The organism is Paenibacillus tianjinensis (assembly GCF_017086365.1).
GTDB lineage: Bacteria > Bacillota > Bacilli > Paenibacillales > Paenibacillaceae > Paenibacillus_AQ > Paenibacillus_AQ tianjinensis.
Genome location: NZ_CP070969.1, coordinates 4,090,549 through 4,114,325 on the forward strand (window position 1 = coordinate 4,090,549; position 23,777 = coordinate 4,114,325).

16 protein-coding genes and 1 riboswitch are annotated in these 23,777 nt (G+C 51.0%); of the genes, 3 read left to right on the plus strand and 13 right to left on the minus strand.

The features are described 5' to 3' along the window. Positions 1 to 93 precede the first annotated feature (93 nt). Complete coding sequence (locus tag JRJ22_RS18750) at positions 94 to 3,570, minus strand: collagen binding domain-containing protein (protein WP_206100946.1); 3,477 nt, start codon at positions 3,568 to 3,570, stop codon at positions 94 to 96. Between the two features lie 230 nt (positions 3,571 to 3,800). On the opposite strand from JRJ22_RS18750, the gene JRJ22_RS18755 reads away from it, so the two are divergent. Next, on the plus strand, positions 3,801 to 4,556 hold the full coding sequence (locus JRJ22_RS18755; RefSeq protein ID WP_206100947.1) for a YwaF family protein: 756 nt from the start codon (positions 3,801 to 3,803) through the stop codon (positions 4,554 to 4,556). A gap of 95 nt (positions 4,557 to 4,651) precedes the next feature. Here JRJ22_RS18755 and JRJ22_RS18760 read toward each other — a convergent pair whose 3' ends face one another. The 12 genes from JRJ22_RS18760 to JRJ22_RS18815 form a co-directional block, all read right to left on the minus strand. Continuing rightward, on the minus strand, positions 4,652 to 5,083 hold the full coding sequence (locus tag JRJ22_RS18760) for a peptidylprolyl isomerase (RefSeq protein ID WP_054941416.1): 432 nt from the start codon (positions 5,081 to 5,083) through the stop codon (positions 4,652 to 4,654). Between the two features lie 145 nt (positions 5,084 to 5,228). Further along, a complete protein-coding gene (gene lysA, locus JRJ22_RS18765; protein ID WP_206100948.1) occupies positions 5,229 to 6,563 on the minus strand; it encodes a diaminopimelate decarboxylase in 1,335 nt (444 codons plus the stop codon). A 198-nt stretch (positions 6,564 to 6,761) separates the two neighbouring features. Beyond that, positions 6,762 to 8,585 carry a spore germination protein gene (locus JRJ22_RS18770; protein ID WP_206105204.1) on the minus strand — a complete coding sequence of 608 codons (1,824 nt, stop codon included), beginning with the start codon at positions 8,583 to 8,585 and terminating at the stop codon, positions 6,762 to 6,764. 711 nt (positions 8,586 to 9,296) lie between these two features. Continuing rightward, positions 9,297 to 9,722 (minus strand): stage V sporulation protein AB, encoded by a 426-nt coding sequence (locus tag JRJ22_RS18775; protein WP_206100949.1) that lies wholly within the window; start codon positions 9,720 to 9,722, stop codon positions 9,297 to 9,299. Continuing rightward, positions 9,719 to 10,378, minus strand: coding sequence for a stage V sporulation protein AA (locus JRJ22_RS18780; RefSeq protein WP_206100950.1), 660 nt, complete (start codon positions 10,376 to 10,378; stop codon positions 9,719 to 9,721). The genes JRJ22_RS18775 and JRJ22_RS18780 overlap by 4 nt, the downstream gene beginning before the upstream one ends. Positions 10,379 to 10,577: 199 nt before the next feature. Beyond that, a complete protein-coding gene (locus JRJ22_RS18785; RefSeq protein ID WP_206100951.1) occupies positions 10,578 to 11,627 on the minus strand; it encodes a glycoside hydrolase family 53 protein in 1,050 nt (349 codons plus the stop codon). Between the two features lie 6 nt (positions 11,628 to 11,633). Then, positions 11,634 to 12,512 (minus strand): carbohydrate ABC transporter permease, encoded by an 879-nt coding sequence (locus tag JRJ22_RS18790; protein WP_206100952.1) that lies wholly within the window; start codon positions 12,510 to 12,512, stop codon positions 11,634 to 11,636. 24 nt (positions 12,513 to 12,536) lie between these two features. Then, on the minus strand, positions 12,537 to 13,427 hold the full coding sequence (locus tag JRJ22_RS18795) for an ABC transporter permease (protein WP_206100953.1): 891 nt from the start codon (positions 13,425 to 13,427) through the stop codon (positions 12,537 to 12,539). Positions 13,428 to 13,674: 247 nt separating this feature from the next. Continuing rightward, positions 13,675 to 15,369: a type 2 periplasmic-binding domain-containing protein gene (locus tag JRJ22_RS18800; RefSeq protein ID WP_206100954.1), complete on the minus strand. Its 1,695-nt coding sequence runs from the start codon at positions 15,367 to 15,369 to the stop codon at positions 13,675 to 13,677. A gap of 112 nt (positions 15,370 to 15,481) precedes the next feature. Then, positions 15,482 to 17,122, minus strand: coding sequence for a response regulator transcription factor (locus JRJ22_RS18805; protein WP_206100955.1), 1,641 nt, complete (start codon positions 17,120 to 17,122; stop codon positions 15,482 to 15,484). Continuing rightward, a complete protein-coding gene (locus JRJ22_RS18810; RefSeq protein ID WP_206100956.1) occupies positions 17,119 to 18,885 on the minus strand; it encodes a sensor histidine kinase in 1,767 nt (588 codons plus the stop codon). Before JRJ22_RS18810 ends, JRJ22_RS18805 begins: the two co-directional genes overlap by 4 nt. 314 nt (positions 18,886 to 19,199) lie before the next feature. Continuing rightward, on the minus strand, positions 19,200 to 20,159 hold the full coding sequence (locus JRJ22_RS18815; protein WP_206100957.1) for a DMT family transporter: 960 nt from the start codon (positions 20,157 to 20,159) through the stop codon (positions 19,200 to 19,202). Positions 20,160 to 20,289: 130 nt separating this feature from the next. Beyond that, a riboswitch (FMN riboswitch) is annotated at positions 20,290 to 20,439 on the minus strand. 205 nt (positions 20,440 to 20,644) lie between these two features. Between JRJ22_RS18815 and JRJ22_RS18820 the strand changes: the two genes are divergently transcribed. Together JRJ22_RS18820 and JRJ22_RS18825 are read left to right on the plus strand one after the other, a co-directional pair. Next, a complete protein-coding gene (locus tag JRJ22_RS18820) occupies positions 20,645 to 21,817 on the plus strand; it encodes a PstS family phosphate ABC transporter substrate-binding protein (RefSeq protein ID WP_206100958.1) in 1,173 nt (390 codons plus the stop codon). A 338-nt stretch (positions 21,818 to 22,155) separates the two neighbouring features. Beyond that, positions 22,156 to 23,715, plus strand: coding sequence for an IS1182 family transposase (locus JRJ22_RS18825; RefSeq protein WP_206100959.1), 1,560 nt, complete (start codon positions 22,156 to 22,158; stop codon positions 23,713 to 23,715). Positions 23,716 to 23,777 lie beyond the last annotated feature (62 nt).

Consider the following 23,777-nt stretch of genomic DNA (forward strand, 5'->3'; position numbering starts at 1 on the left):
AAGAAAAAGATAACAAAAATAGCACGCGGCAATATTCTGCCGCGTGCTATTGGATTTGCTGATCATGAAGTCAGCTGAATGTCTTGCCGGGTTTTACTGGTTCCGGTTCCTTCTGAATACCCGGTTTAGTATAAACCCGACTACAATCAGCCCAAGCCCTGCCAGATAAATCGGCATTGGACTGCTCTCGCCCGTCTGTGGCAGCCTGCCGCCGCTTGCCGGATCAGTCACCGTTCCCTTTGGAATATCATCTTCATCGATATCGACTTCCCCAAGCGGGATATCGTCATCGATAACTGTTTCATCCGGAGCTGCCGTTGCAGTTGCCGGCGGTGTTGACGGTCCAGCTGAGACTACCGGTGTTATCGCCGGCCCGCCAGGGATGGCATCATCATCAATAATCACTCCCGGAATCGGGGAGCTGGTTGGGAAAGGCGTGCCCCCCGGAAGCGCAGGTGATGGTGAAGCTGCTGCAGACGTTGTGGGTGCAGGTGAAACCTCTGCAGACGTTGTCGGTGCCGGAGAAACCACCGGCGATGCGGTTGCCGATGGAGACTCTGTCGGCGTTGTTGACGCTGTCGGTGCTGCAGTTGGTGTAGCAGTCGGCACTACTGGTGTATTGTACACCGTCAGATTGACGCCAGCGACGGAACTAATTGTAACAGGATACTCTCTTATATCCAGTACATATCCGCTCGGGGCTGCAGTCTCAATCAGGATGTAGCTGCCCAGCCAGATATTATTGAATACTGCAGTGCCTGCCGCATCTGTTGTACGGGTGTTGACCAGGACCCGTTCTGTGCCGTTAAGCCGGTACAGCTCAAATGTAGCACCTTCAAGCACCTTTTGGCTGTTCTGTGCATCCAGCTTTTTGACGGTCAGCATACCTTTAACTCCGCTGCCTGTGCCTGAACCGCTGGAGACACCAACGATCACTTCTGTAGTCGTAGCCTTCTCAATCAGGACGTTGTTATTTCCGCTGAATTTCACCTCGTTTACCAGCTTGTCGCCAGTATTCGCCACAATCAGTGACTGGTATTCCAGTACATAAGCGTAGTCGATAGCCGAAGTAAAGCTTAATTCGAAGCTTTGTTTGCCATCAGCATCAGCAATCACTTTCAGGGTATAGTCAGTACCTTTTGTTAATTCGGCACTGCTTTTCGTTACATCCCCGTTTGCTGCTACCACAGTACGATAGAGATGGAAGGAGTCCGGCAGCAGTATTTGATTCGTGCTTGGTGTATCTGTGATTTTAGCATCCTTCACATGGGACTGGGTCCGGTTAATGGCGATACTCCAATTCACTTTATCACCATTTTGCAGGCCGCTCTTGAATACATACTCACCGCCATGCGGAATGTTCACGGAAGCGGTCAAATCTTTGGATTTTCTCGTAGTATAATCCAGCAATTGGGCTGTATTGACAACAGTGCTGTCAATCAGCTGTCCTGCAAGGCTGGTTTTAAAGACAACAAAATACGGTTTATTGATGCTGTCCGTAAATACAAACCTGTACTCATTGCCGTTGTTGACCCGGTAACTATAGGCGTCTGGGGCCAATTCATTCCCTTTCGTATAGTCACCGTTGGCATTCAGATTCATCTTATACACCTTGAGTGATCCTGGAACCAGTGTCTGCCCGGCTGTCAGAATGTCCGAAACAACAGGCTCTATTACCGCAATACTCGTATAATTGACACCTATAGTCCAGGTTATTTCTTTGGTTGCCGCATCATAAACTCCGCTCTTGAATCCGTTGTTCTTATACTCTGGGCGGGGAATAAACAATCCGTTCGCACTGGCCGTCCGTTTGCCTTCAATATCCTTCCAATCGACCGTAGCCGTGTTGAGGAAGTTATCGGCATTCCCCATCAGCGAGGCACTGCTGAATTGTGTAGTATAGCCGATCGTATAAGTACCGGTAATCGTTGATTTAAATATCACCTTAAATCCGGTATTCCATCCGGCATGCGGCGCACTAGATTCATTATAGTCCAGCGTATAGGCCGAGTTATCAAGCACCGCTCCGCTGCTATTTCGCACAACCAGTGAACCCGGTATAAACTTTAATCCGCCCTGCGGGAAGGTATCCGTCAGTACAACTTCCTTCATCGGATAATTGTCACCGTTCAGAGTGATCTTCCAGTTTACCGTCTGTTTCGAATAATCCACTCCGGACAGCGTTTTATAAATAATAGCCGGACGAATCAATTGAGTAGCTGAAACGCTGTAGGTACTGTCTGATACTGTGTTGGTAATTGTAGTATCTTTATATACCCGGCCCTGTGCCTCAGTCTTATACTCAATAAGGTAAGCGGAGGATATGCCGTTCAGGAACTCCAGTTTGAAGCCCGCCTTCTCTACTCCGATAATACCGGTTAGCGTATAGTCCACATTCTCCGCCAGAGCCGTACCCTTCGTAGCTTTTCCCGTAGAATCAAGTGTTACCGGATATACCGTAACCGAGTCGGTTATCAGCCGCTGTGAATCATCGAATAGATCTGTCAGCACAGCACTCTGCTGCGGGATAACCCTCTTGTTATAATTGTATTCGATCGCCCAAGTGGTAATATGCTTACCCCATTCGTAATTGAGCGCCTTTTTGTTCAGGCTTCCGCCACGCTGCACAGCAACTGTTGCTGATGCGCTGACAGGATCACGTCCGTCTCCGGTAAATGTAGCCGTGTTAGTGTAGCTGGCTTCGTCACCTGTAATTCCAGTGGAGTAGGCGATCCGGTATGCTCCGTTTAGCACGGAATCCGTGAAACGGACGATCAGCGTGCCCCCGGTTACCTCAGCACTGTATCTGCTGGTATCAATCAAGTTACCCTGCAGGACTGTTCCATCCAGCTGTACGTTCAGCTGATAGACAGCGAGGGTAACCGTACTATCCAACGACAGTCCAGCAGGAATAGGATCGGTAACCACGGCATTCTGAACGGATTCCAGTTTCTTGTTCACATCGACTGTCCAATCGATATGGTCCGCGTTGAAGCCGCTGGACACACCATTCTTGGCAATGGTAGAACTGACCTCCGGCCTGAATTGCACCGTCACAGTCTGTATGCCTCCCTCAACCGGGAACAAAATCTGCTCGACCGTACTGCCGTTCAATTGGGTGCGGTCAAATTTTGTATTAACCCGCAGCGTCCCATGGACATTGCCATGATTCTCAATGTAATTATTGAAGGTCATGACCACCTGATGTGTGGATTGGCTGATCGTAAAATCACCGACCTGCCCATCATCCGACACTAGCGCTCCGCTGATGTCATTGAACAGCTGAAACTGTCCGGGAAGCTGGAAGGTAAAGGTATCTCCGGCAGTGTAGCTGTGTCCGTCCGGAAGTGCCCAGGTATAATCCAAGGTTACCTTGGAATTAACATCATACACACTGTCCGTAACTGTGTTTCCGTCCGGCCCGTAGACTGCCATAGAAACACTGGTAATGATGTTCGTTTCATGATCAATGGCAGCAGCTTTAACCTGTGACGTGAATCCGATGCCGTAGGCATATTGCACAAAAAGCAAAAGAATCACAATGGCCAGACTTATTTTTTTTCTCATCATTCCCCGGTAGCCCCCGTTTCTGAAATTATAAATTCCGCCCAAAAGCCAGTTATGTATGTCGGTAATCCGCATCCATCTTATGTCAGATTGCAGAATTCTCTTCCTTTTCTGGTCAGCTTGAGCGTTATATACTTATATCACCGAAGTATAGATCTTTAGAATCAGATTATGTTTAAAATAAAATAATTATTTTTGGGGAATATGTTCAATATCCGGGGGGAGAGAAAATTGTGAACCTTACTACCTTTTTTGGGCGGATGCATGCGACGGATTTCGTCATGTTTTCCTTGCCGCATCTCACTGCTCTGGCTTTGGTCGCTTTAGCTTGTCTGCTGCTGTTCGCCTCGCGGGCTGCACTTCTTTCCCGCCCTGTTCTCAGGGATACTGTCCGCTTCCTGCTGGTCATTGTTCTGCTGGCTTCGGAAGGCGGCCTGCATCTTTGGTACCTATCTCAGGACATTTGGACCATTCAGCATTCACTTCCGCTGGAGCTGTGCGGAATCACGCTGCTCTTATCCGCGATGATGCTGCTTACCCGCAGCCGGCTGCTCTATTCCTTTCTTTATTTCGCCGGCATCGGCGGCGCTTTTATCGCACTGCTCACACCTAATCTGGTCTACCCGTTTCCGCATTTCCGCTTCCTGCTGTTTTTTACCGCCCATGGAGCCATCGTGCTGGCCTCCTTGTTCATGACCTGGGCCTATGGCTTCCGGCCGGGCTTACGGTCACTGTTCTTCACCATGGGCTGCCTCAATATGATCGCCGCCTGCGTCTTTGCCGCGGATAAACTGCTGGACACCAACTACATGTTCCTGGCGCATAAGCCGGATACCTTGTCTGTACTCGATTATTTCGGCCCCTATCCCCACTATCTATTGGTCGAAGAGATCTTTGCGTTCGTGATCTTCCTGCTGATGTATCTGATCTTTTTCAAGCTGCCCGGACACTTCAGCTCTCTCCGCAGCCGCAGAAGCCGGAATAGTTAATTCTATAAAAAGACAGCACCCTGCTGGTCAAAACCCGCAGGGTGCTGTCTGAAAAATAAAAGAGGGCGGTTCACCCGCCCTCCGAAATCCAATCCTTACGCTTCGATGATTTCCACCGAAGTCATTTTGTCGCGTCCCTGGAAGCTGTCAACCAGCTCCATGCCTTGTACAACTTTACCGAATACAGTGTGTACTCCGTCAAGATGCGGCTGCGGTGCATAGCAGATGTAGAATTGGCTTCCGCCTGTGTTTTTGCCGGCATGCGCCATAGCCAGCGTTCCGCGCTCATGCTTGTTAGGGTTGATCTCACAGTTGATTGTGTAACCGGGACCGCCGGAGCCTGTACCATTCGGGCATCCGCCTTGAGCTACAAAACCAGGGATAACACGGTGGAATACCAATCCGTTGTAGAAACCGTCCTTAGCCAGCTTCTCAAAGTTGGCTACAGTATTTGGAGCATCCTGTTCGAACAGATCGATCAGCACTACGCCGCCGTTTTCAAGAGTAATCTTCGCTTGCTTTGCCATATGTAAATGACCCCTTTCAAAATAACAGATGTAGAACACTTTTATTAGTTTACTATGAATTCACGCACAAAGCAAAGCCAGCGGGAGTGTTTCCCGCTGGCTTCATGCACATCTTCTTAAACTGCGGTTTTCGGCAGGGCAGTAATTATTTCGCAACAGCCTGCTTGGCTATACGCTCCGGTACAATATCGTTGGCTACGATGTCATGATGGGACTCGCGGCGCACAACCAGATCGCTCTGTCCATTCTGTACAAAGACCACAGCCGGACGACGAATCCGGTTGTAATTGCTGGCCATCGAATAATTATATGCACCGGTGCAGGCCACTGCAAGCAGATCTCCGCTCGCAACCTTAGGAAGCTCCACGTCCCAGATAAGCATATCGCCGCTCTCACAGCATTTGCCGGCGATAGAGACTGTTTCTTCATTCGCTTCAGTGGCACGGTTAGCCAGCAGCGCCTCATACTTGGACTCATAGAGTGCAGGGCGCGGATTATCCGTCATGCCGCCGTCAACGGCAACATATTTGCGCACACCCGGAATCTCCTTGTTAGTTCCCACTGTATACAGCGTAGTGCCGGCATCACCGACAATGCTGCGGCCCGGTTCCACCCAGATTTGCGGCAGCGAGCTGCCGATTCCGCTGAAATGCGTCTTCACGGCATCTGTGATGGCTGCAACATACTCGGATACCAGGAGTGGCGTATCACCTTCCACATAACGGATACCAAACCCGCCGCCGAGGTTAACTACCGGGAAATCAATATTCAGATCCTCTTTCACCTTACGGGTGAAATCAGCAATCCGTTCAACCGCAAGCTGGAAGCCCTCGGTTTCGAAGATTTGCGAGCCGATATGGGAATGAACGCCAAGCAATTGCAGGTTGGCTTCGTCCGCAGCCTGCTGTACTGCTGTAAATGCAGAGCCGTTGCCGATATCAAAGCCGAACTTCGAATCGGTCTGGCCCGTCGAAGCATAAGCATGATGGGCATGGGCTTCAACGCCCGGCGTTACGCGCAGCAGCACATTTACGGTCACTTCTTTGCTGGCAGCAATAGCTTGCAGGAGGTTCATCTCCACAAGGTTGTCGACCACGAAGCAGCCGATTCCCGCTTCAATCGCCATTTCAATCTCATCCGGTGTCTTGTTGTTGCCATGGAAGTGAATGCGCTCCGCCGGGAAGCCGGCCTGCAGGGCTGTATACAGCTCTCCGTCCGATACTACATCCAGTGACAAGCCCTCTTCATCGGCCAAACGGCACATAGCCATGATTGAAAAAGCTTTGCTGGCATAGGCTACCTGAAATCCGAGTCCGGAAGCTCTGAAGGCATCCATGTATTCGCGGCAGCGGCGCCGGATTAATTGCTCGTCCATTATATATAGCGGGGTACCATATTCCGCCCTCAGTTCGGTTACATCACATCCGCCGATTTCCAAATGACCGGCATCATTAATTCGGCTCGTCCCGTGTAAAAACATTGTTCAGTCCTCCAATTTCTGTGGAATATCTCGATTCCAACCTGTCTATTATATGTTATTCAGCCCCGCAGAGTTCTAAAATTAGGCAGATTACTTAAAACTCATTCCTTACAAGGGCTATTTAGTGTATTCAGTATAGCAGACAGAGGGAACGCCATAGAATGGACTAATTTGCAGTTGATTTGTATTTTTGTGCGACTATTGATCATTCTCCTGAACGGGCGGCATCCGGGTATTATCTCTTGTTTTGTTGAAAGAAGGCCTTGTTTTGGCGCTGAGCACAGGCTGCCGTACGAGAATAGCACCAAAGGCTTTTGCATTAAACGGTATAAACGGCCACAAATACGGGGAGTTGTACGACCGGTGAAGGGTCAACAGTACGATAAGCAGTGTAGTACCGATCATAAACCCCTGCACCTGGAATGCAGCCACCGCGAGCAGTAGCCCAAGCCTGACGATCCGGTTAGCCAGCCCCAGCTCATAGCTCGGTGTTGCGAACATCCCGATGGAGGCCACCGCCATATACAGCACCACTTCATTGACAAAAAGTCCGGTCTGCACGGCGATATCACCCACCAGTATCGCAGCAATCAGACCCATGGCTGAGCCGAGCGGTGTCGGCGTATGCACAGCTGCCATCCGCAGCAGATCGACCCCAAGCTCGACGATCAGGAACTGGGCAAGGAGCGGGATTTTGGCCATTTTCTGTGGTCCGATAAAGTCGAGCATGGCCGGCTTCAGCTCCGGATGAATAACGAGCAGCATCCATAAAGGGAGCAGAAACATGGAGGCGAATACGCCGATGAACCGTACCCAGCGCAGATAGGTTCCCATGAACGGAGTCTGCCGGTTCTCCTCCGCATGCTGGCAGAGATCAAAAAACGTCGTCGGCAGAACAATGACGCTTGGCGAGGTGTCTACAAAGATGACCAGCCGGCCTTCCAGCAGATGCGAAGCAACGGTATCCGGACGCTCTGAATAACGGACCAGCGGATAGGGATTCCACCCTCTGCCCACGATTGCTTCTTCCAGCTGCTTGTCGGCCAGCGGTATGCCGTCGATGTCGATGCTTTTAATCTTGTCGGTGACGGCCTGCACCTGCGTCTTGTCTACGATGTCATCAATATATGCCACACAGACATCAGTCCGCGTCCGGCGGCCCACCTGGTGCATCTCATATTTCAGTCCGGGGTCACGGATTCTTCTGCGCACCAGCGCCACGTTGCTGAGTAGGGTCTCCGTAAACCCGTCACGTGCACCGCGCACCACCCGCTCAATAGAGGGCTCATCGGGACTGCGTGAAGGATACGAGCGGGTATCCATGATGATAACCTGTGTCTCCCCTTCAATGAAGAACACGCTCATACCCGACAGCACCTTGTTAATGCTCTCGCTCAGCAGCTCGCCTTTTTCCACCTGCACATGGGGAATGTATTCGCTCATGAAGCTGGCGAGCACATCGGCGGATATATCATCAGGTGTCAGATAGGTCAGCCGTTTCAGAATTTCGTCGATAATCGTATCCTTGGCGAACCCGCTGATGCACAGCAGCGCTGCCTTGCGGCCGCCAAAGGACATTTCCCTGAATACGATGTCAAAAGAGGAGCCGAGTCCCAGTACCTCTGTCAGCGTACCTTTCGTATCCTCCAGCCGTTCGGGAATTTTGTCATTTCCCTGCCAGTAGATAATCGATTGCTCCAGGGAATTGGAGTGTTCAGTATCGCGCTTCTTCTGCTTCGGATCGGCCTTTTGGGGTTCCACTGACTGGGCTTGCTTGTTGTCGGTCTTGGACTTCCCTGCCTGATCCTTCCGGCCACCGGCTTCCGCCCCGGCATCCGCTCCCGCTTCTACCTGCTGCTTGCCTTGCTGACCCAACCCCGGATCCTCAGCGGATTCTTCCTCCTCCGTTTCCGGATCATCTCCGAACAGTCTGGCAAAAAAACCCCGTTTTGCAGGTTCCGGCTCCTCTGTTCCCAGCTCGCTTGACACCTCTGTATCCTGTGCCTGTCCACCTGGATCCATATCTTCGTCTTGTTCGCTGTCGGCTAATGCCTTATCGTCTGTCTCCGGATTGCCTTCCTCGGTGCTATCAGCACCCTCTGGCTCCTTGGCATCTGCCTCCAAACTTTCTCCGGTATCAGAACTGCCTTGGACCTCCGGCTCTTCCTCCTGCTGCGAATCCGGCCCCTCCTGATCCGGCGTTCCTGCACCATCCGAAACCTCCATATCATGATCGCCATAACCGGTCGCCCCGGCATCCACACCAATATCTGTCCCAAGCTCAGAGGAGGCCTCAGCATCCTGGTTGCCGGACGTTTCAGTCTCAGGGATATCCTCTGTTTCTGAATCGCTGTCTAACAGTGTAAATATAAACTCCTTCCCGGCCTCCGGTTCCGTGTCCGGACTGCCCGAAGCTTCTGGCCCCGCTTCCTGCTCCGGCTCTTCATCTTCCTGATCCGCTGAGCCGTCTCCGGCTGAAGAAGGGCCCCCTTCTGGAACGGTTTGACCATAGTCAAGCAGCACGCCCAGCTCTTCCGCTGCTTCCGCCTCACCCGGCGGGCTGTCAACAGAGCCCTTTTCTTCGGATTCTGCCTGTTTAGCTTTAACGTGATCTTTATCTTCAACGTGATCTCCACTATGAATATACCTCACCACTCCATAACCTCCTCAATTTCAATGAGCTTACCCCACAACATTTCACTCCCGGCACTGGTCAGCTTAGGAAGCCCTGGTTTACCGCTGATATACAAACCAGTCAAACATAGAGCCCGCGACCTTCCCGCATACCATCGCCATCAAAAGGCCAAACAGATAACGGGTCATGTACAGACGTTTAGCCAGTATGGGCAGCACGTTCAGCACTTCTGTCAAGGCGGCCGCCAGCATTCCGACAAATATTCCGTCAAGCAGCCCTACACCCAGTTCCACTAAAGGACCGGCGCTAATTTTCCAGTTCCAGAAGTCACTCATGGTTCCAAGCAAAGACCCGCCTATCATCGCACCCTCGTACCAGTGCACTTTATCATAGGAAGAAGTCAGCTGAGCCAGACGGGGCACCATATCCAGTACAATAAACAGGGCAATGACCCCTCCGCCTACCGCGATTCCGCCCGCAACTCCAAGCAGTAGATGCAGGCCAAGTAGGATTGGCGCTGTCACGAGGAGTCCTCCTTACGCCCGGAAGGTTCAGTATGGTTATTCATCTTGCTGTACTCTTCATGCACAACATAGTGATCGATATTTTTCTGATACAGGAACATTTCCACTTCCAGCGGGGTCGGCTCCTCATTCCATTTTTTCTTGAACAGATGATTGAAAAAAATCACCATCCCAAACCCAATCCCCAGCGAATAGGCAATCTGGAACATGTAGGGATGCTCATCCCGCCGTCCGGTCAGCATCTCGACTACCCGGATGTGCACCTCCTGCATGTTGACATCGGCATGGAAATTCATAATGGTCAGAGCCGATCCGAAGAACAGCAGAAGCCATACGAGCACGAACAGGGCAACCGATGGCTTGCGGGCTTCGGCCGGCCCTTCAATCTGGACAATGGTCCTCCCCTCGCCAATCGGCTGGATATCGGCATCCGGCACAAGCTCCTGGATACGGGGAATAATGGTCAGCAAATCGATCAGAATCAGATTCCCGTCGCTTTGCTCCGGCTGGAGCAGCAGAATTGAATACAGCGGCTCACGCCACTGCGGATCAGCAATAAGATAAGCCACATCCCGCAGCAAGACCCCCTGCCCCTTAGGCACCGACAAGCGGTTCTTAAGCTGTATGTAAATTACGGGCGCTGATTGGCTATTCATCTCCATGCACCTCCTGCCAGAATAACGGTAGTATGGGAGAAAAGCCTTATTTTTACTCTCAAGCAGCGGATTTCACTTCGATGTATTTCGGACACTGCCTGTATCCCCAGTAAAAGTAATCCGCCATAAGCGGCAGCACAAAAAGGCAGACCGGAGCTTCCTCCAGTCTGCCTTTTCCTATAGAACTTATACATACAGGCTAGTTCAAAACGTCCAGCGAAGCCAGTGCCCGTCCCTCATAATCGAACAGGGTGAGGTTGGACCAGTTGTTCGCATGGCCTACAGACCACTCGTGCTGTGAGGGAATCCAGGCCGGTTCCCAGTAATAGCAGCCTATGCCCCTATCATGCCGGGTACGGCGGATCAGTTCGTGCAGCTCCTGCAAGTATGCAGCTTGTCCCGTTACAGTAGCCGGATAACCTTCATGCAGCTGCTCTGCTTCCTTCACGATGAGTGGGAACCCTTCCGGTCCTGCCAGCGTCCACGGATAAGCGGTTTCCACCACAATCAAATCTTTGTCATAACGCTGTGCCAGGTCATCCAGATTCTGCTCCAGATTAGCCAGAGTTCCGTGCCACCAAGGGTAGAAGGAGAGCCCGATGACGTCATACTCTACGCCGTGCTCCTCGAAGCGGTCGAAAAACCTGCGGCTGGCGTCATTGTCCCCGCCCCGGTCAATATGAATCATAACCGGCAGCTCCGGCGCGATCTCCTTGGCTCCGGCAATCCCGGCCTTCACCAGTTCGGTAAACCGGGTCCATTGCTCCTGCGTATCATATTGGCCGTCTACCCGGCCCTCTTCCCACAGGAAGCCCGGTGTGATCTCATTCCCGATCTGCACCATATCCGGCAGCGTTCCCTGATACTGGAGGGCCTCCAGCACTTCCAGTGTATATTCATAGACAGATAAGCGCAGCGCATCGAAGTCAAGTCCCGTCCAGATCTGCGGTTTCCACTGATTCGCCGGGTCAGCCCACTTGTCCGAATAATGAAAATCGAGCAAGAAGCCAAGCCCGGCAGCTTTGATCCGTTTCGCCATGACGAGCGTCCGTTCCAGATTGCAGAAGCCGCCGGGCGGATCGTTCCAGATCCTCAGCCGGATGGAATTCACACCGCTGTCCCCCAGAATCTCCAGAAGATCTGCGGCTTGTCCGGCCTGCGGGCCGGAGCCGTATCTGAAGACTCCGCCTCCCTGTTCAATCTCATCCAGAAACGAAACATCCATTCCGTTGATATAAGCTCCTGTCATCACCCACTACTCCTTCACTGAGCCGAGTGTCATTCCTTTAACAAAGTATTTCTGCAGGAACGGATAGACCAGCAGGATCGGAGCCGCTCCGATAAAGATCTGCGCTGCACGTACCGTGGTCTGCGAGATCAGCTCCATTTCCTTCGGATTAATGCTCATGGAGCTCATATCCCGCTGGATAATGACGGTCTGCAGGAAGGTGGCGAGCGGAAACTTATCGGAATTATTCATATACAGCAGCCCGTCGAACCAGGAGTTCCAGTGGAACACCATACTGAACAGGGCAATCGTAGCAATGGAAGGCAGCGAGATCGGCAGATAAATGCTGAACAAGGTGCGGAAATGATTCGCCCCGTCGATCAGTGCTGCTTCCTCGAGCTCCTTCGGTACACCGCGGAAGAAGTTGAGCATCAGAATAATCAGGAAGGTGTTAACTGCTCCCGGCAGCACCAGAACCCAGAAGGAATTCATCAAGCCAAGCTTCTGAATAACAATATAGAATGGGATCATCCCGCCGTTGAATACCATGGTGAAGACAAACAGCCAGGAATAAATCGTCCGGCCTTTAAAGGTCGAGTTTTCTTTGGACAACGGATAAGCCGCAAGGAACGTAATGAGCAGCGTAAGCGCTGTTCCGAGAACAGTACGTTGCACTGAAATCCAGATGGAATGAAGGAATACGGGATTATCGATTGTCTTTTTATAGGCTTCCACCGAAAACTGCTTCGGCCACAAGCCGACCAGATTGGCATCCGCCGCTGATTTGGCGCTGAACGAAACCGCAAGCACATGCACGAGCGGAACGATACACATGATGGCCAAAATAATTAGAAAACAGGTATTAAATATGCTGAATATGCGGTAGCCTCTTGTTTTGTAATACATAGGGTTCCCTCTTTCCCGGTTGATTTAGAAGATGCGGTAGCCCGCCCATTTTTTAGCCATCTGGTACGAGAACAGAATCAGAACCATACTGATAGCCGACTTGAACAATCCGATCGCTGTTCCGAAGCCCATCTCACCGTTCTGAATCGCTGTACGGTAGACGAAGGTGTCGATGATGTCACCCTTTTGGTACACCAGCGGATTGTACAGGTTAAAGATTTGGTCAAAGCCGGCATTTAGCACATTCCCGAGTGCCAGCGTACCAACTACCACAACCATCGGAATCAGGGAAGGCATGGTAACGAAGCGGGTCTGCTTCCAGCGGTTCGCCCCGTCGATCTCTGCCGCTTCATACAGTGAAGGGTTAATGCCGGCAAGCGCCGCCAGGAAGACGATGGTGTTATACCCGAATTCCTTCCACACATCAGTCAAAATAACGGTAAAGCGGAACCAGTTGTTATCCCCGAGGAAGAAGATTGGCTGCACCCCGAAGCTGCCGAGAATCTGATTCACAAAGCCGTCCGTGGACAGCAGGTCCAGCAGAATCCCGCCAAGAATAACCCAGGACAGGAAATGCGGCAGATAAACTAGCGTCTGAATAGTACGCTGCACGGCCAGCTTGCGGACCTCATTCAGCATAATCGCGAAAATAAACGGTACAAGCAGATTGAAGATCATCTTCAGCACCGCAATGATCAGTGTGTTCCAGATGACCTGCATGCTGTCCTCACGTTCAAACAGATACCTGAAATTATCAAGGCCCACCCACTCCGAACCGGAGATATGCTGCCATGGTTTGTAATCCTGAAAGGCCATTACAATGCCGCCCATCGGGATAAAGCTGAACAGAATCAGCAGTATCATCGCAGGAATCAGCATTACATGGAATTGCCAGTTTTTTCTAAGTGTTCTCATCCTTTAAGCCCCCAACCTAGTCGATTTCTTCTGTCTTCATAATCAAATTATAGCAACGGTGAATTGGGGCAAGTAGACAGCAAAACCAATATAAATGGTACAAAAGCAATGTCTTTGCCCCATTCGCGGTGGCCCGCATCACATCCCTCTTTCCCCGGGAAAAAGCAAACAGGACCGCCTCCTGCTGGCGGAAATCTCCGCCGCAGGAAACGGTCCTGTAACTGTCTTAAGCTTGTATGCTAAGCGCTTATTTTACGCTGTCATACCACTCGTTAACTTCTTTGGTAATCTGCTCGCCGCCGCCTGCATTCCAGGTAGTAACGAAGTTGTCGAACGAATCCAGCGGCTGTTTGCCGTAGATGATTTCGTTAAACGTCTGGTTCTCGATCTTGTTCAGATAATCCAGCTTTGCTTTCATGGTTTCCGTAGTCGGACCGGTGAACATGTTCTTGAACGATTTGTCTTCCTGCTGCAGCAGTACCTTGGCTGCCGCAGGTGTTCCTTTACCATAGTTAACCGCAACATCCTTCTCAAGTCTGGTTGTTGGCTGAGCGCCGTTAGCCAAATTAAGCAGGGCTTTCATCTGGGCATCAGGAATACGTGCGCCGTCGCGTACCAGCAGGTAACGGACACTGTTCACGTAACCGCCGCTGATCTGATCATTGGCAACCATTTTGCCGCTTGCATCCAGTTCGTAGTCATAACCGGCGAAGAGACCGTTGTCCAGCTCACTGCCCGGCTGCGGGTTGGCGAAATTGTCGTACAGATAGTTCTCATAAGTGAAGAATGCTTCCGGATTCTTCATTTTGGTACTGATCAGTGTAACGCCGTTGGTGAACTGTGTACCATGGCGCATTACGGTTCCGTCCGGTCCGGCCGGAATGTTGATTGGTGCCCAGACAGCATCCGGCACGTTCTTCACCGTATCCTGCAGCGGCCAGCCGCTCATCCAGTAAGGTCCAGGAATAATACCGGCTGTTCCCGCAACAGCAGGCTCAGAGGTTTTATTCTCATCCCAAAGCGCGGCTTCCTGAGGAATGTAGCCTTTGGCGAGCCAATCCTTCAGCTTCTCGAGACCTTGCTTCATGCCGGCGTTCACGGAGCCGTATTCCAGCTTGCCGTCAGCCGCTACATTCCACTGCTGCGGAAGGGTTCCGTAAGCGCCGAAGATCCAGGAAGGGTCACCCATCCAGGTGTTCATGCTTGTCTTGAAACCGATGCTGAGCGGAATCACTTTGTCCGGAGCCAGACCGTCCGGATTCTGGTTCTTGAAGGCATCCATTACCTTCTCCAGCTCATCGATGGTTGTCGGTGCTTTCATGTTAAGCTTATCCAGCCAGTCCTGGCGGATCCAAAGAATATAATCATGATTATAGGCATAATCGAGAACCGGAAGCCCCATTTTTTTGCCGTCGCGGCTGTATTGGTTCCAGACGTTAGGATCCTGGGACATTGCTTCTTTCCAGGTATCGGAGGCATATTGGTCGAACAGAGTGCCTACCTCCCGGTACATTCCGGAATCAATCAGGTCCTGGGCGATGGTGGCATCGCCTGTACCGATGGTAACGACATCCGGCATTTCCTGTCCGGAAGACATCGCCAGTCGCAGCTTCGTACCGAATGCACCATTCGTATCCGTAATGGACCAGAGCGATTTAATGTTGATACCGAATTTCTCTTTGGCCCATTTGGTGGAGATGTTATTCTCAATGGTTTCGCCGTTCTTGAATTTCAGCTCGGGGTCAACCCCCCAGACGGTGGTGATGGTTACTTCAGGATCATATTTATCCTTGTAGGCGTTTTCAGTTTCTACCGGTGTATTGGCGGCATTACCGGAAGCGTTATTTCCTCCGGCTGCATTATTATTTCCTGAGCAGCCGGCGATACTGCTTGCCAGCAGTACGCTCATGCCCAGGAGCGGCAGCATTTTTTTTGTCTTCATGCTTCTGTCTTCCCCCTTGAATTCCTTAAGTATTGGTGATGTCTTCATTATAGGGAACAACGGTTTGCACGAATACGTCATTAAAACAAGGTTTCTGCACCTTTGCCAACCTCTATCCGTCCCGGAATTCATTTGGTGTCATCCCGTAGTGCTTTTTGAACATTTTGCTGAAGTATTGCGGATTCTGGTAACCCAGCTCTGTCGTAATCTCATAAATCTTCTTATTCGTGTTCTTCAGCAGGTAAAGTGCCCGCTCCATCCGCATGCGGATGATATAATCGCCTAAGCCTTCACCCGTCTCGGCCTTGTAAACTTTCGACAGATAGACCGGATGGAGATAGACATGATCAGCAATCGTCTTGACCGACAGATCATGGCCGGTATGATTGCCTACCAGTTCATGCACCTGCTTGATGATATAACTCTTCGTATACTGGTCACTTTCCGAGAGCTCCTTCTCCAGCTTGCCGAGCATATCGAGTGCCCAGTCCTGCAGTCTGTCATAAGAGACGATAATGCTCTGTGTAAGCAGCGGATCCAGCGCATACTGGTCGATCTGTGAGATGAATTGGCCCCCCTTATGGGCAATGTACATGAAGGCATTCGTGATCGATAGAAATACTTCATACAGGTGCTCTCTGGAGAACCGGGCGCTTTCCATATCCCGGAACACATCCGTGATCTTCTCACGGGCAGTTTCCCACTGCTTCGATTCCAGCAGATGAATCAGTGTCGGAGGACGGTATAGGCTCTCCAGCGACTTAATGGCCACCTTTTCCTGGATATGTTTGTCTTCCAGAAACAACACGGAGCCCGCTTCGTTATGTGCTGCCAGAAACATAGAGCTCAGTCCGCTGCGGTAAGCAGCCGGCAATCCTTCCGGGAACGCAAACCATTCCGTTACGATCAGCGATATGTCCCCTTTCAGATAATTGCTCACACTACCCCGGAAGCTGTCAATCACGCCCTTAAGCGTCTGCTGGCGGAGCGATTCATATTGCTCGGATAGCCCGATAAGCTGCTGCATCTGCGTATTCGGCTCTACCAGCAGAATTAGGCAGTCATGAGGCGCTTTGCAGAACCAGACACGGAAGCTCTCCTTGAACAGCTCTTCGGCGATATTGCCGATAGCATATTCCATCAGCGAGATGGAATGATGGTCCATGGCCGTATAATGCTTGCCGAGCTGGATCATCAGCATTGCCGCCTGTGTCTCCGTATCAAAAGCAATTTCGTACTCCGCAAGCTTGGCAGCCAGCGCCCGTTCGGACATGACCCTGCCCAGCAGCAGATCATGCATCAGATTGGCGCGCAGCACACTGTAGCTGGCTTTGCGGTTATACATCAGCATATGGTATTTATCATGAGCTTCCCATTCATCCCTGAGGGATTCAATCGCGCTTGATACACTTTTGATGAACTCATCGTCATTAACCGGCTTCAGAATATAATCGAAGGCCTGAAGCTGAATGGCTTTCTTGGCATACCCGAAATCGGAATATCCAGTTAGCAGGATGCTGCGGAGATCCGGCCAGCGTTCGCTTGCCGTCTCAATCAGCTGCAGTCCGCTCATTCCCGGCATGGAGATATCCGTGACAAGGATATCGATGTCCTGCTGGTCCATGATCTCCAGCGCTGCCGCACCGGATACCGCCTGGTGCACCTTGTATACGCCGATCTCTTCCCATGGGATCGTTTGGGCTATACTCTCTGTTACATAAGACTCATCATCAACGAGCAATATTTCAATCATGCTGTTCCCTCCCGGAAATCTTCTGTGTCTGTATTGCTCTCCGGCAGCTGCCATTGCAGCGTTGCCTGCAGTCCCCCGAGCGGTGAAAGCGCAAAATGCAATCCTGCTGCTTCGCCGTAGCGCAGGCGCATCCGCTGATGAACATTCCATACTCCACAGCCCATTTCTTCGTCCATGGCGCTGCTTAGCTTCGCTTCAAGCTCTTTCATCGCTTCCGGAAGCATTCCCTGTCCGTCATCCTCCACGGTTAAGGTCATTGTTCTGCCGCTGCAGGAGCCGGTGATGCGCAGGATACCTGCACTGGCCAGCGGCTCAATGCCGTGCAGCACCGCATTCTCCACCAGCGGCTGCAGCACAAGCGGCGGAATCTCCAGCCGGCGCATCTGCGGCGGTACGCTGATGGAATACTGCAGCCGGCTCATCCGCATATTCTGAATCTCCAGATAATGAGTTACGAATTCGATTTCTTCCGTTAATGAGACAAGATCTCTTTCCTGCCGGGTTGTATACCTGTAATAACGGGACAGGTTATGCGACATGCCGACTACCGCCTCACGGTTGCCGAGCTTCGCCATACTCGTTATAAAAGAGAAGCAATTATAGAAGAAGTGTGGATTAATCTGCGACTGAAGCTGCTTCAGCCGGGCTTCCCTCACATGGATTTTTTCCATTAGCACATTCTCAATCAGCTCCTGAGTCTGTTCCACCATATTGTTAAAGCGGCCCGAGAGGAAGCTGAATTCATTTTTTCCTTTAATCCCGACCCTGACAGAATAATCGCCCTGCTTCAGCCGCTGGAACCCGCCAACCAGCTGGCGGACCGGTACCTGCACCTGAACATACAAGATATAGGCGACCAGACAGCTCATCAGGAGCAAAGCCCCCATTGAGAAATAGAACAGCCTGTTCGACTTATGGATCGGCTGCAGGATATCCGACAGCGGCATGTAGTCAATCAGATACCAGCCCATTTTGTCGGAGTAGACGATGTTGACGCTATAGGATTGTCCGTCCATCATCAGTGTCCGGTTCTCGCTGCCGTTCAGCTGCTCCTGCTCCAGCCGTTCCACCAGCTTATCTGCCAGCGGCTTGTCCGCACTGCGGTTGAAGATCAGTCCCGTTCCTTGCTTATAGTAAAAGGGATCCCTCCGGCCGTCGCTTTTGAATTTATCGAGCATATCTTCTATATTCTGGCTGTCAAACTCCACCTTCATAATCGTGGCCGCCCGCTGCGGCGAGAACTCTGATGAATACGGGGTGAACGAATACCAGGAGAACAGGAAGCGGTCCTCATACTGGTCAGCAATCCGCTCAACATGCCAGCCGGACTTCACTTCCCGCTTCAGCTCTGCATCCTTGTAGGGCTTCGCATCACTCTCTGTAACTACCCGGTGAATGGCCGGCGAATAGAGATAGAGCTTGCTTTTCCAATTCGAGGAGCTCTCCTGGATGCTGAGTTTCGTCTGAATCCGCTTTACCAGATTGATAGCGTCCAGATTCAAGTTTTCCGTTGAAAGAACCGTATCCTTAAGGCTGAGAATATCGGGATCATGTATCAGTAAAATCGGCCACGAGGACAGCAGCTCCATATTCGTCTCCACCTGGTTCTGGAAAAAGCTGAGCTGGTTGTTGTTCGAAGTATTGAGTTCGCTGCGCAGTACATCGGTGGTGGTCTTATTAGAATAGAAATAGAGAATCGTAATAGGAATGAGCATAATGACCATAATACTCACGATTTTGCTGAACAAATTATATCTGTACATCGTTCTTCACATCCTGCGCAATTGTCGTAGCTCTTATTGTACAAAGTTTATCCGGGGAGACAAGGGCAAATACTGGAACTCCCGCAGGACGGCCCTGCCCGTAAGCATACTTCTCCATTACAATTGTAAACGCTTCATAAAAGCCAGCATACAATACTTCCGCAACATTTCAGCAGTTTTTGCAGCTTTTTCAGATGAACTTCATGACACATATAAAAAAAGAGGATGCCTCCACAGCCGTAACGGCCGCTTAGAGACATCCTCTTCCAGCACAAAGCCCTGGGGTCACTCCCCTCAGGCGTCTTAATAAGCTCTTACTTCAGCACTGCCTGAGCCTGCTTGCTCTGCTGATTCGAAATAAAGAACAATGCTGTCCAGATCAGGGCAAAGCCGACGAGCTGCGGCAGGGTCACAAGCTGATGGTAGACAATCCAGTTGATCAGAATCCCGGTCATCGGAAAGCTGAGCTCAGCCAGCGTTGCAAAAGAAGCTTTGGTAGTATTTAGTCCTTTGTAGTACAGCAGCATACTGAGCAGTCCGGGCAACAGCGCCTGCAATAGCAGGTTGATGGCAATGGCCGAAGTAGTCCCCCATCCGCCGTTCACCTGCCAAGGAGCACCCTCCAGTGAAGTGATGGTGAACAGAAGCGGCAATGCAAGAATGAAGCGCAGGGAAGTTACTGTCTCATAACTCATCGAGCCAAGCAGATAACGTCCCATCACGGTAGAGCCGCCCCATAATGCAGCTGCCCCCATCGCCATCAGACTGCCGACGCTGATAAAGCTGTTGACATGTCCGAAAGGTACGGTCCAGCCAAAGGTCAGCAGATAGGTGCCCGCCAATGCCAGCACGATAAGCGGTCCGAAGTTTCTCGGCAGACGTTCTTTCAGAATCATTGCAGCCAGCCCGATAGCGAATATCGGCTGTAGCTTCTGCAGCAGCAGTACTGCATTCAAATCTCCGCTGGAAAGGGCTTTGGTGAACAGGATGGTAGCGACAGCAGAGCCTCCCCAGGATACAACCATCAGGGCTCCAGCCTGACGCAGCCGGATCTTTTTGAGTTCAGCGCGATGGCGCCAAAGTACCGGTGCAGCTGCCAAAAAGAGCACCACATGCTCCAGCAGTACGATCTGCGAAGAGGTCAATGATTTAAGCAGGATAATGCGGAACAGCGGATCGACGCCCCATAACGCCGCTCCCAGGACTACCAGCCAGAAACCGCTGCGGATCGGCGCAGTGCGCATACCTGTTGTTGAAGCTGTAACATTACTCATAATTCCATTCTCCTTGTCGATACAAACCCTCGATAAGAGACCAAAAGCCCTCGATCTGCCCTGTTAAAGGGGCAATTATCGGGGGCCATTTTCAATAAAGACATCAGGAATACACCTGTCGCCCTTATCTTATGATCCTCTCCCATCCGGACTTTACCGTCGGCTCTGGATTGTCACCAGATCAGTCATTTCCGCTGCAGGCAGCAGAAGTGAGTCGCGGGCTTAGTTCGCTTTGAACATCACCGCCGGTCAGGAATTTCACCTTACCCCGAGAATCTTGTATTCCGTTATTTTTTTCACAATCTCAGGATAACTCCGTTCTGCGGTTTCGTCCAGCCCTTTCATGAAAAAAATGCATTTTTTTCATTGAATAAAGCATTCTCCTATCATTTTCAGCTCTAAAAATGGAAGAAAATATGAATTCATTAAGATATAATAAAAATAGCTTATTTATCCATATTATTGAATACAGAAAGAGGGCCGCTGTGAAAAGACCATTTTGGTTAAGCTTAGTACTTTCAATTGTAGCCGTTGCCCCTATTGCTATTGCCGCATTTATTGCTTATTTCTTCATTGCACTGCTGGGCGGGTTTAGGTTCTATGCCCCACTCGCCGTTATTGTTGCTATTGTACTCGCCGTTTATAGCGTATGCTCTATCTTCGACTGGTTCACCCCTCGCATCCGAAGGATTGCTTTTGCCTGCTTCGCCGGCTTGTGTCTGCTCGCAACCGGCGGTTATGAGCTGAACAAGGCCTATGTGAACAGCCTCGCCGAAGTGAGCGAGAAAGAGATATCTCTGGAACAATACCAGCCCTTCCAACCGGGATCCAAAGTTTCTGTGCTCGGGCAGCCGGCTTCCTATCAGATAAAAGATAAGCTGCCCCGTCTTGACGGAGCAACTGCGCTTTACCCACTGTATTCTGCATTTGTTCAGGCCGTTTACCCCAAAGGCAGCTATGATCTGCACAATTTTAACAATCAGATTGTGGTATGCTCCTCCACCTCTTACGCATATCAGCGACTGATTTCCGGGGAGACTGACATTATTTTCGCCGCTGCCCCTTCGCTTTCCCAGCAAAAAGAGGCTAAGCTGGCCGGCAGGGAGCTCGTGCTGACCCCCATCGGCCGCGAAGCCTTTGTCTTTTTTGTCAATAAGCGTAATCCGGTGAACGGGCTGACCACTGAGCAGATCAAGGAGATCTACTCCGGGGAGCTCACCAACTGGAAGGATGCCGGCGGCAGAAATGACCGGATCAGAGCCTTTCAGCGTGAGGAGAACAGCGGCAGCCAGTCGATGCTGCAGAAAATCATGAAAGACCGCACACTGATGACCGCACCACATGAGGATGTTATGGATCTGATGAGCGGCATTATCAGCCAGACATCTGATTACCGTAACTACAAGAATGCCATCGGCTTCAGCTTCCTCTACTACGCCTCGGAAATGAACCGGAGCGATGATATCAAGCTTCTGGCCATTGACGGCACCGAGCCGAACAAAGACAGCATCAAGAGCGGCGCATATCCATATTCCGTGTCCTTCTATGCCGTAACAGCCGGTACCCCGAATCCTAACGTCCAGCCGTTTCTGGACTGGATTGTATCACCGGAAGGTCAGGAGCTGGTGTCCAAAACCGGTTACGTGCCCATTGACTGAATGGCTGCTGTGAATGCAAAAGGGGCTGTCCCAAAAGCCATGAAATGGCTGCTTGGGATAGCCCCTGTTTTTTTAAGTAGGATCAACGTGAGCACTTGGGTGGACGCTCCGCGAACGGACCGTTGTTCCAATCGCTGTGCTCTCCAGATTTTTTTCATTCCCCTTAGCGGTGAAAATCCGGAGACCAAGGCGACCGCTGCCGCTTTTCCACAATCGTTCCGTCCTCTCCGCTGTTTAAGCGGGAAATGGATCTACAATCTTTAAAAATCGCACAAAAAAGAAACCATCCTTTGGTAAAATGGAGTTACCACACAACCATTTCAAAGGAGAGGTTTCTTTTGTACATTCAATATACCATGGACCAACTTTGCTTGCCAATGGATCTGGAAGAAGATATTCCCGAAAATCACCTCGTTCGTGTCGTTAACGCAGCCGTCAATCGGCTAGACGACACCATCTTTGACGCTGCCTATCCCGGTGGCGGCCGTGACAGCTACCACCCTAAAATGCTCACCAAAGTCATTATCTATGCGTATACGCAGCGCATTTATTCCTCCCGGCAAATCGCCAAAGCGGTCCGAGAAAACATTCCCTTCATGTGGCTAGCGGGACGACAACGCCCGGATTTCCGCACGCTCAACCGCTTTCGTTCTCAGCGGATGAAGGACGTCCTAGAAATGGTATTTACCGCCGTGCTTCAGTTTCTGGCGGACGAGAAATACATCTCCTTCGAGCATTATTTTGTAGATGGCACAAAAATAGAGGCAAATGCGAATCGCTATACCTTCGTGTGGGGTAAAGCCGTTAGTAAGCATAAAGCCAAGCTGCAAGAAAAGGTACATGCATTGTTTGCCGACATTGAGGCTGCAGAGAAACAAGAAGAACAGGAACACCGCGGCCAGGATCTGAGCGAACTTGGCGAGTCCGCCGAGATCGACAGTGAGAAACTTGAACAAATGACCCAGTCGTTAGAGTCGCAACTGCTGAAGAAGCCCAAGAACAAGCCATTGAAAAAAGCGGTTCGGAGGCTCCGTAAGGATCTGTTTCCGAGACTGCTGAAATATGAGCAATACCAAAACCTGCTCGGGGACCGAAACAGCTTTAGTAAGACGGACCCGGATGCCACCTTCATGCGGATGAAGGAAGATCACATGCGAAACGGTCAACTCAAACCCGGCTACAATGTACAGATCGGCACCGAAAACCAGTTTATTTTGGCGTACAGTCTACACCAAAGACCGACGGATACGCGTTGTTTACAGCCGCACTTAGAAAAGGTGCGGCAGATCCTAGGGAGACTTCCGAGGGCGGTGATCGCGGATGCCGGCTACGGCAGTGAAGAAAATTATGCCTATTTGGAAAACGAACACGTGAAGGCCGTGGTCAAATACGGCAGCTACCACAAAGAAAAGAGCAAAGCGTGGAAAGAGGATATCGGAAAGATTGAGAACTGGACGTACGACGAAGCCGTGGATACATGGACATGCCCCGCCGGACAAACGCTGCATTTTCGCAAAGAAAGCAAGGAAACGTTAGAGAGTGGATATGAAATCCGAAAACGTCATTACCGTAGCCAGAGCTGCGTGGGCTGTCCACTGAAGGAAAGATGTACGAAAGCCGAAGGAAATCGGGAAGTGGTTGTCAGTCTGGAACGACTGCGGTACCAGAAACAAGCTCGGGCAATTTTGCAAAGCGAGGAAGGCTTCACTTTGGCTGTACGTCGAATGACAGAACCAGAAAGTGTATTTGGACAACTAAAGAACAACCGGGGTTTCCGGCGGTTTCTGCTTCGCGGCATGGAAAAAGTGACGCTTGAAGTCGGATGGCTTTCCCTTGCCCACAATCTACTGAAGCAAGCTGCAAACGACCAAAAACGCAGAGCAGCGATCCTCCAATAACAGGAGAATCGCTACATTGTTGACGTTTTTCGGTTTTGAATAATGAAAAAGGTCTGTCTCTA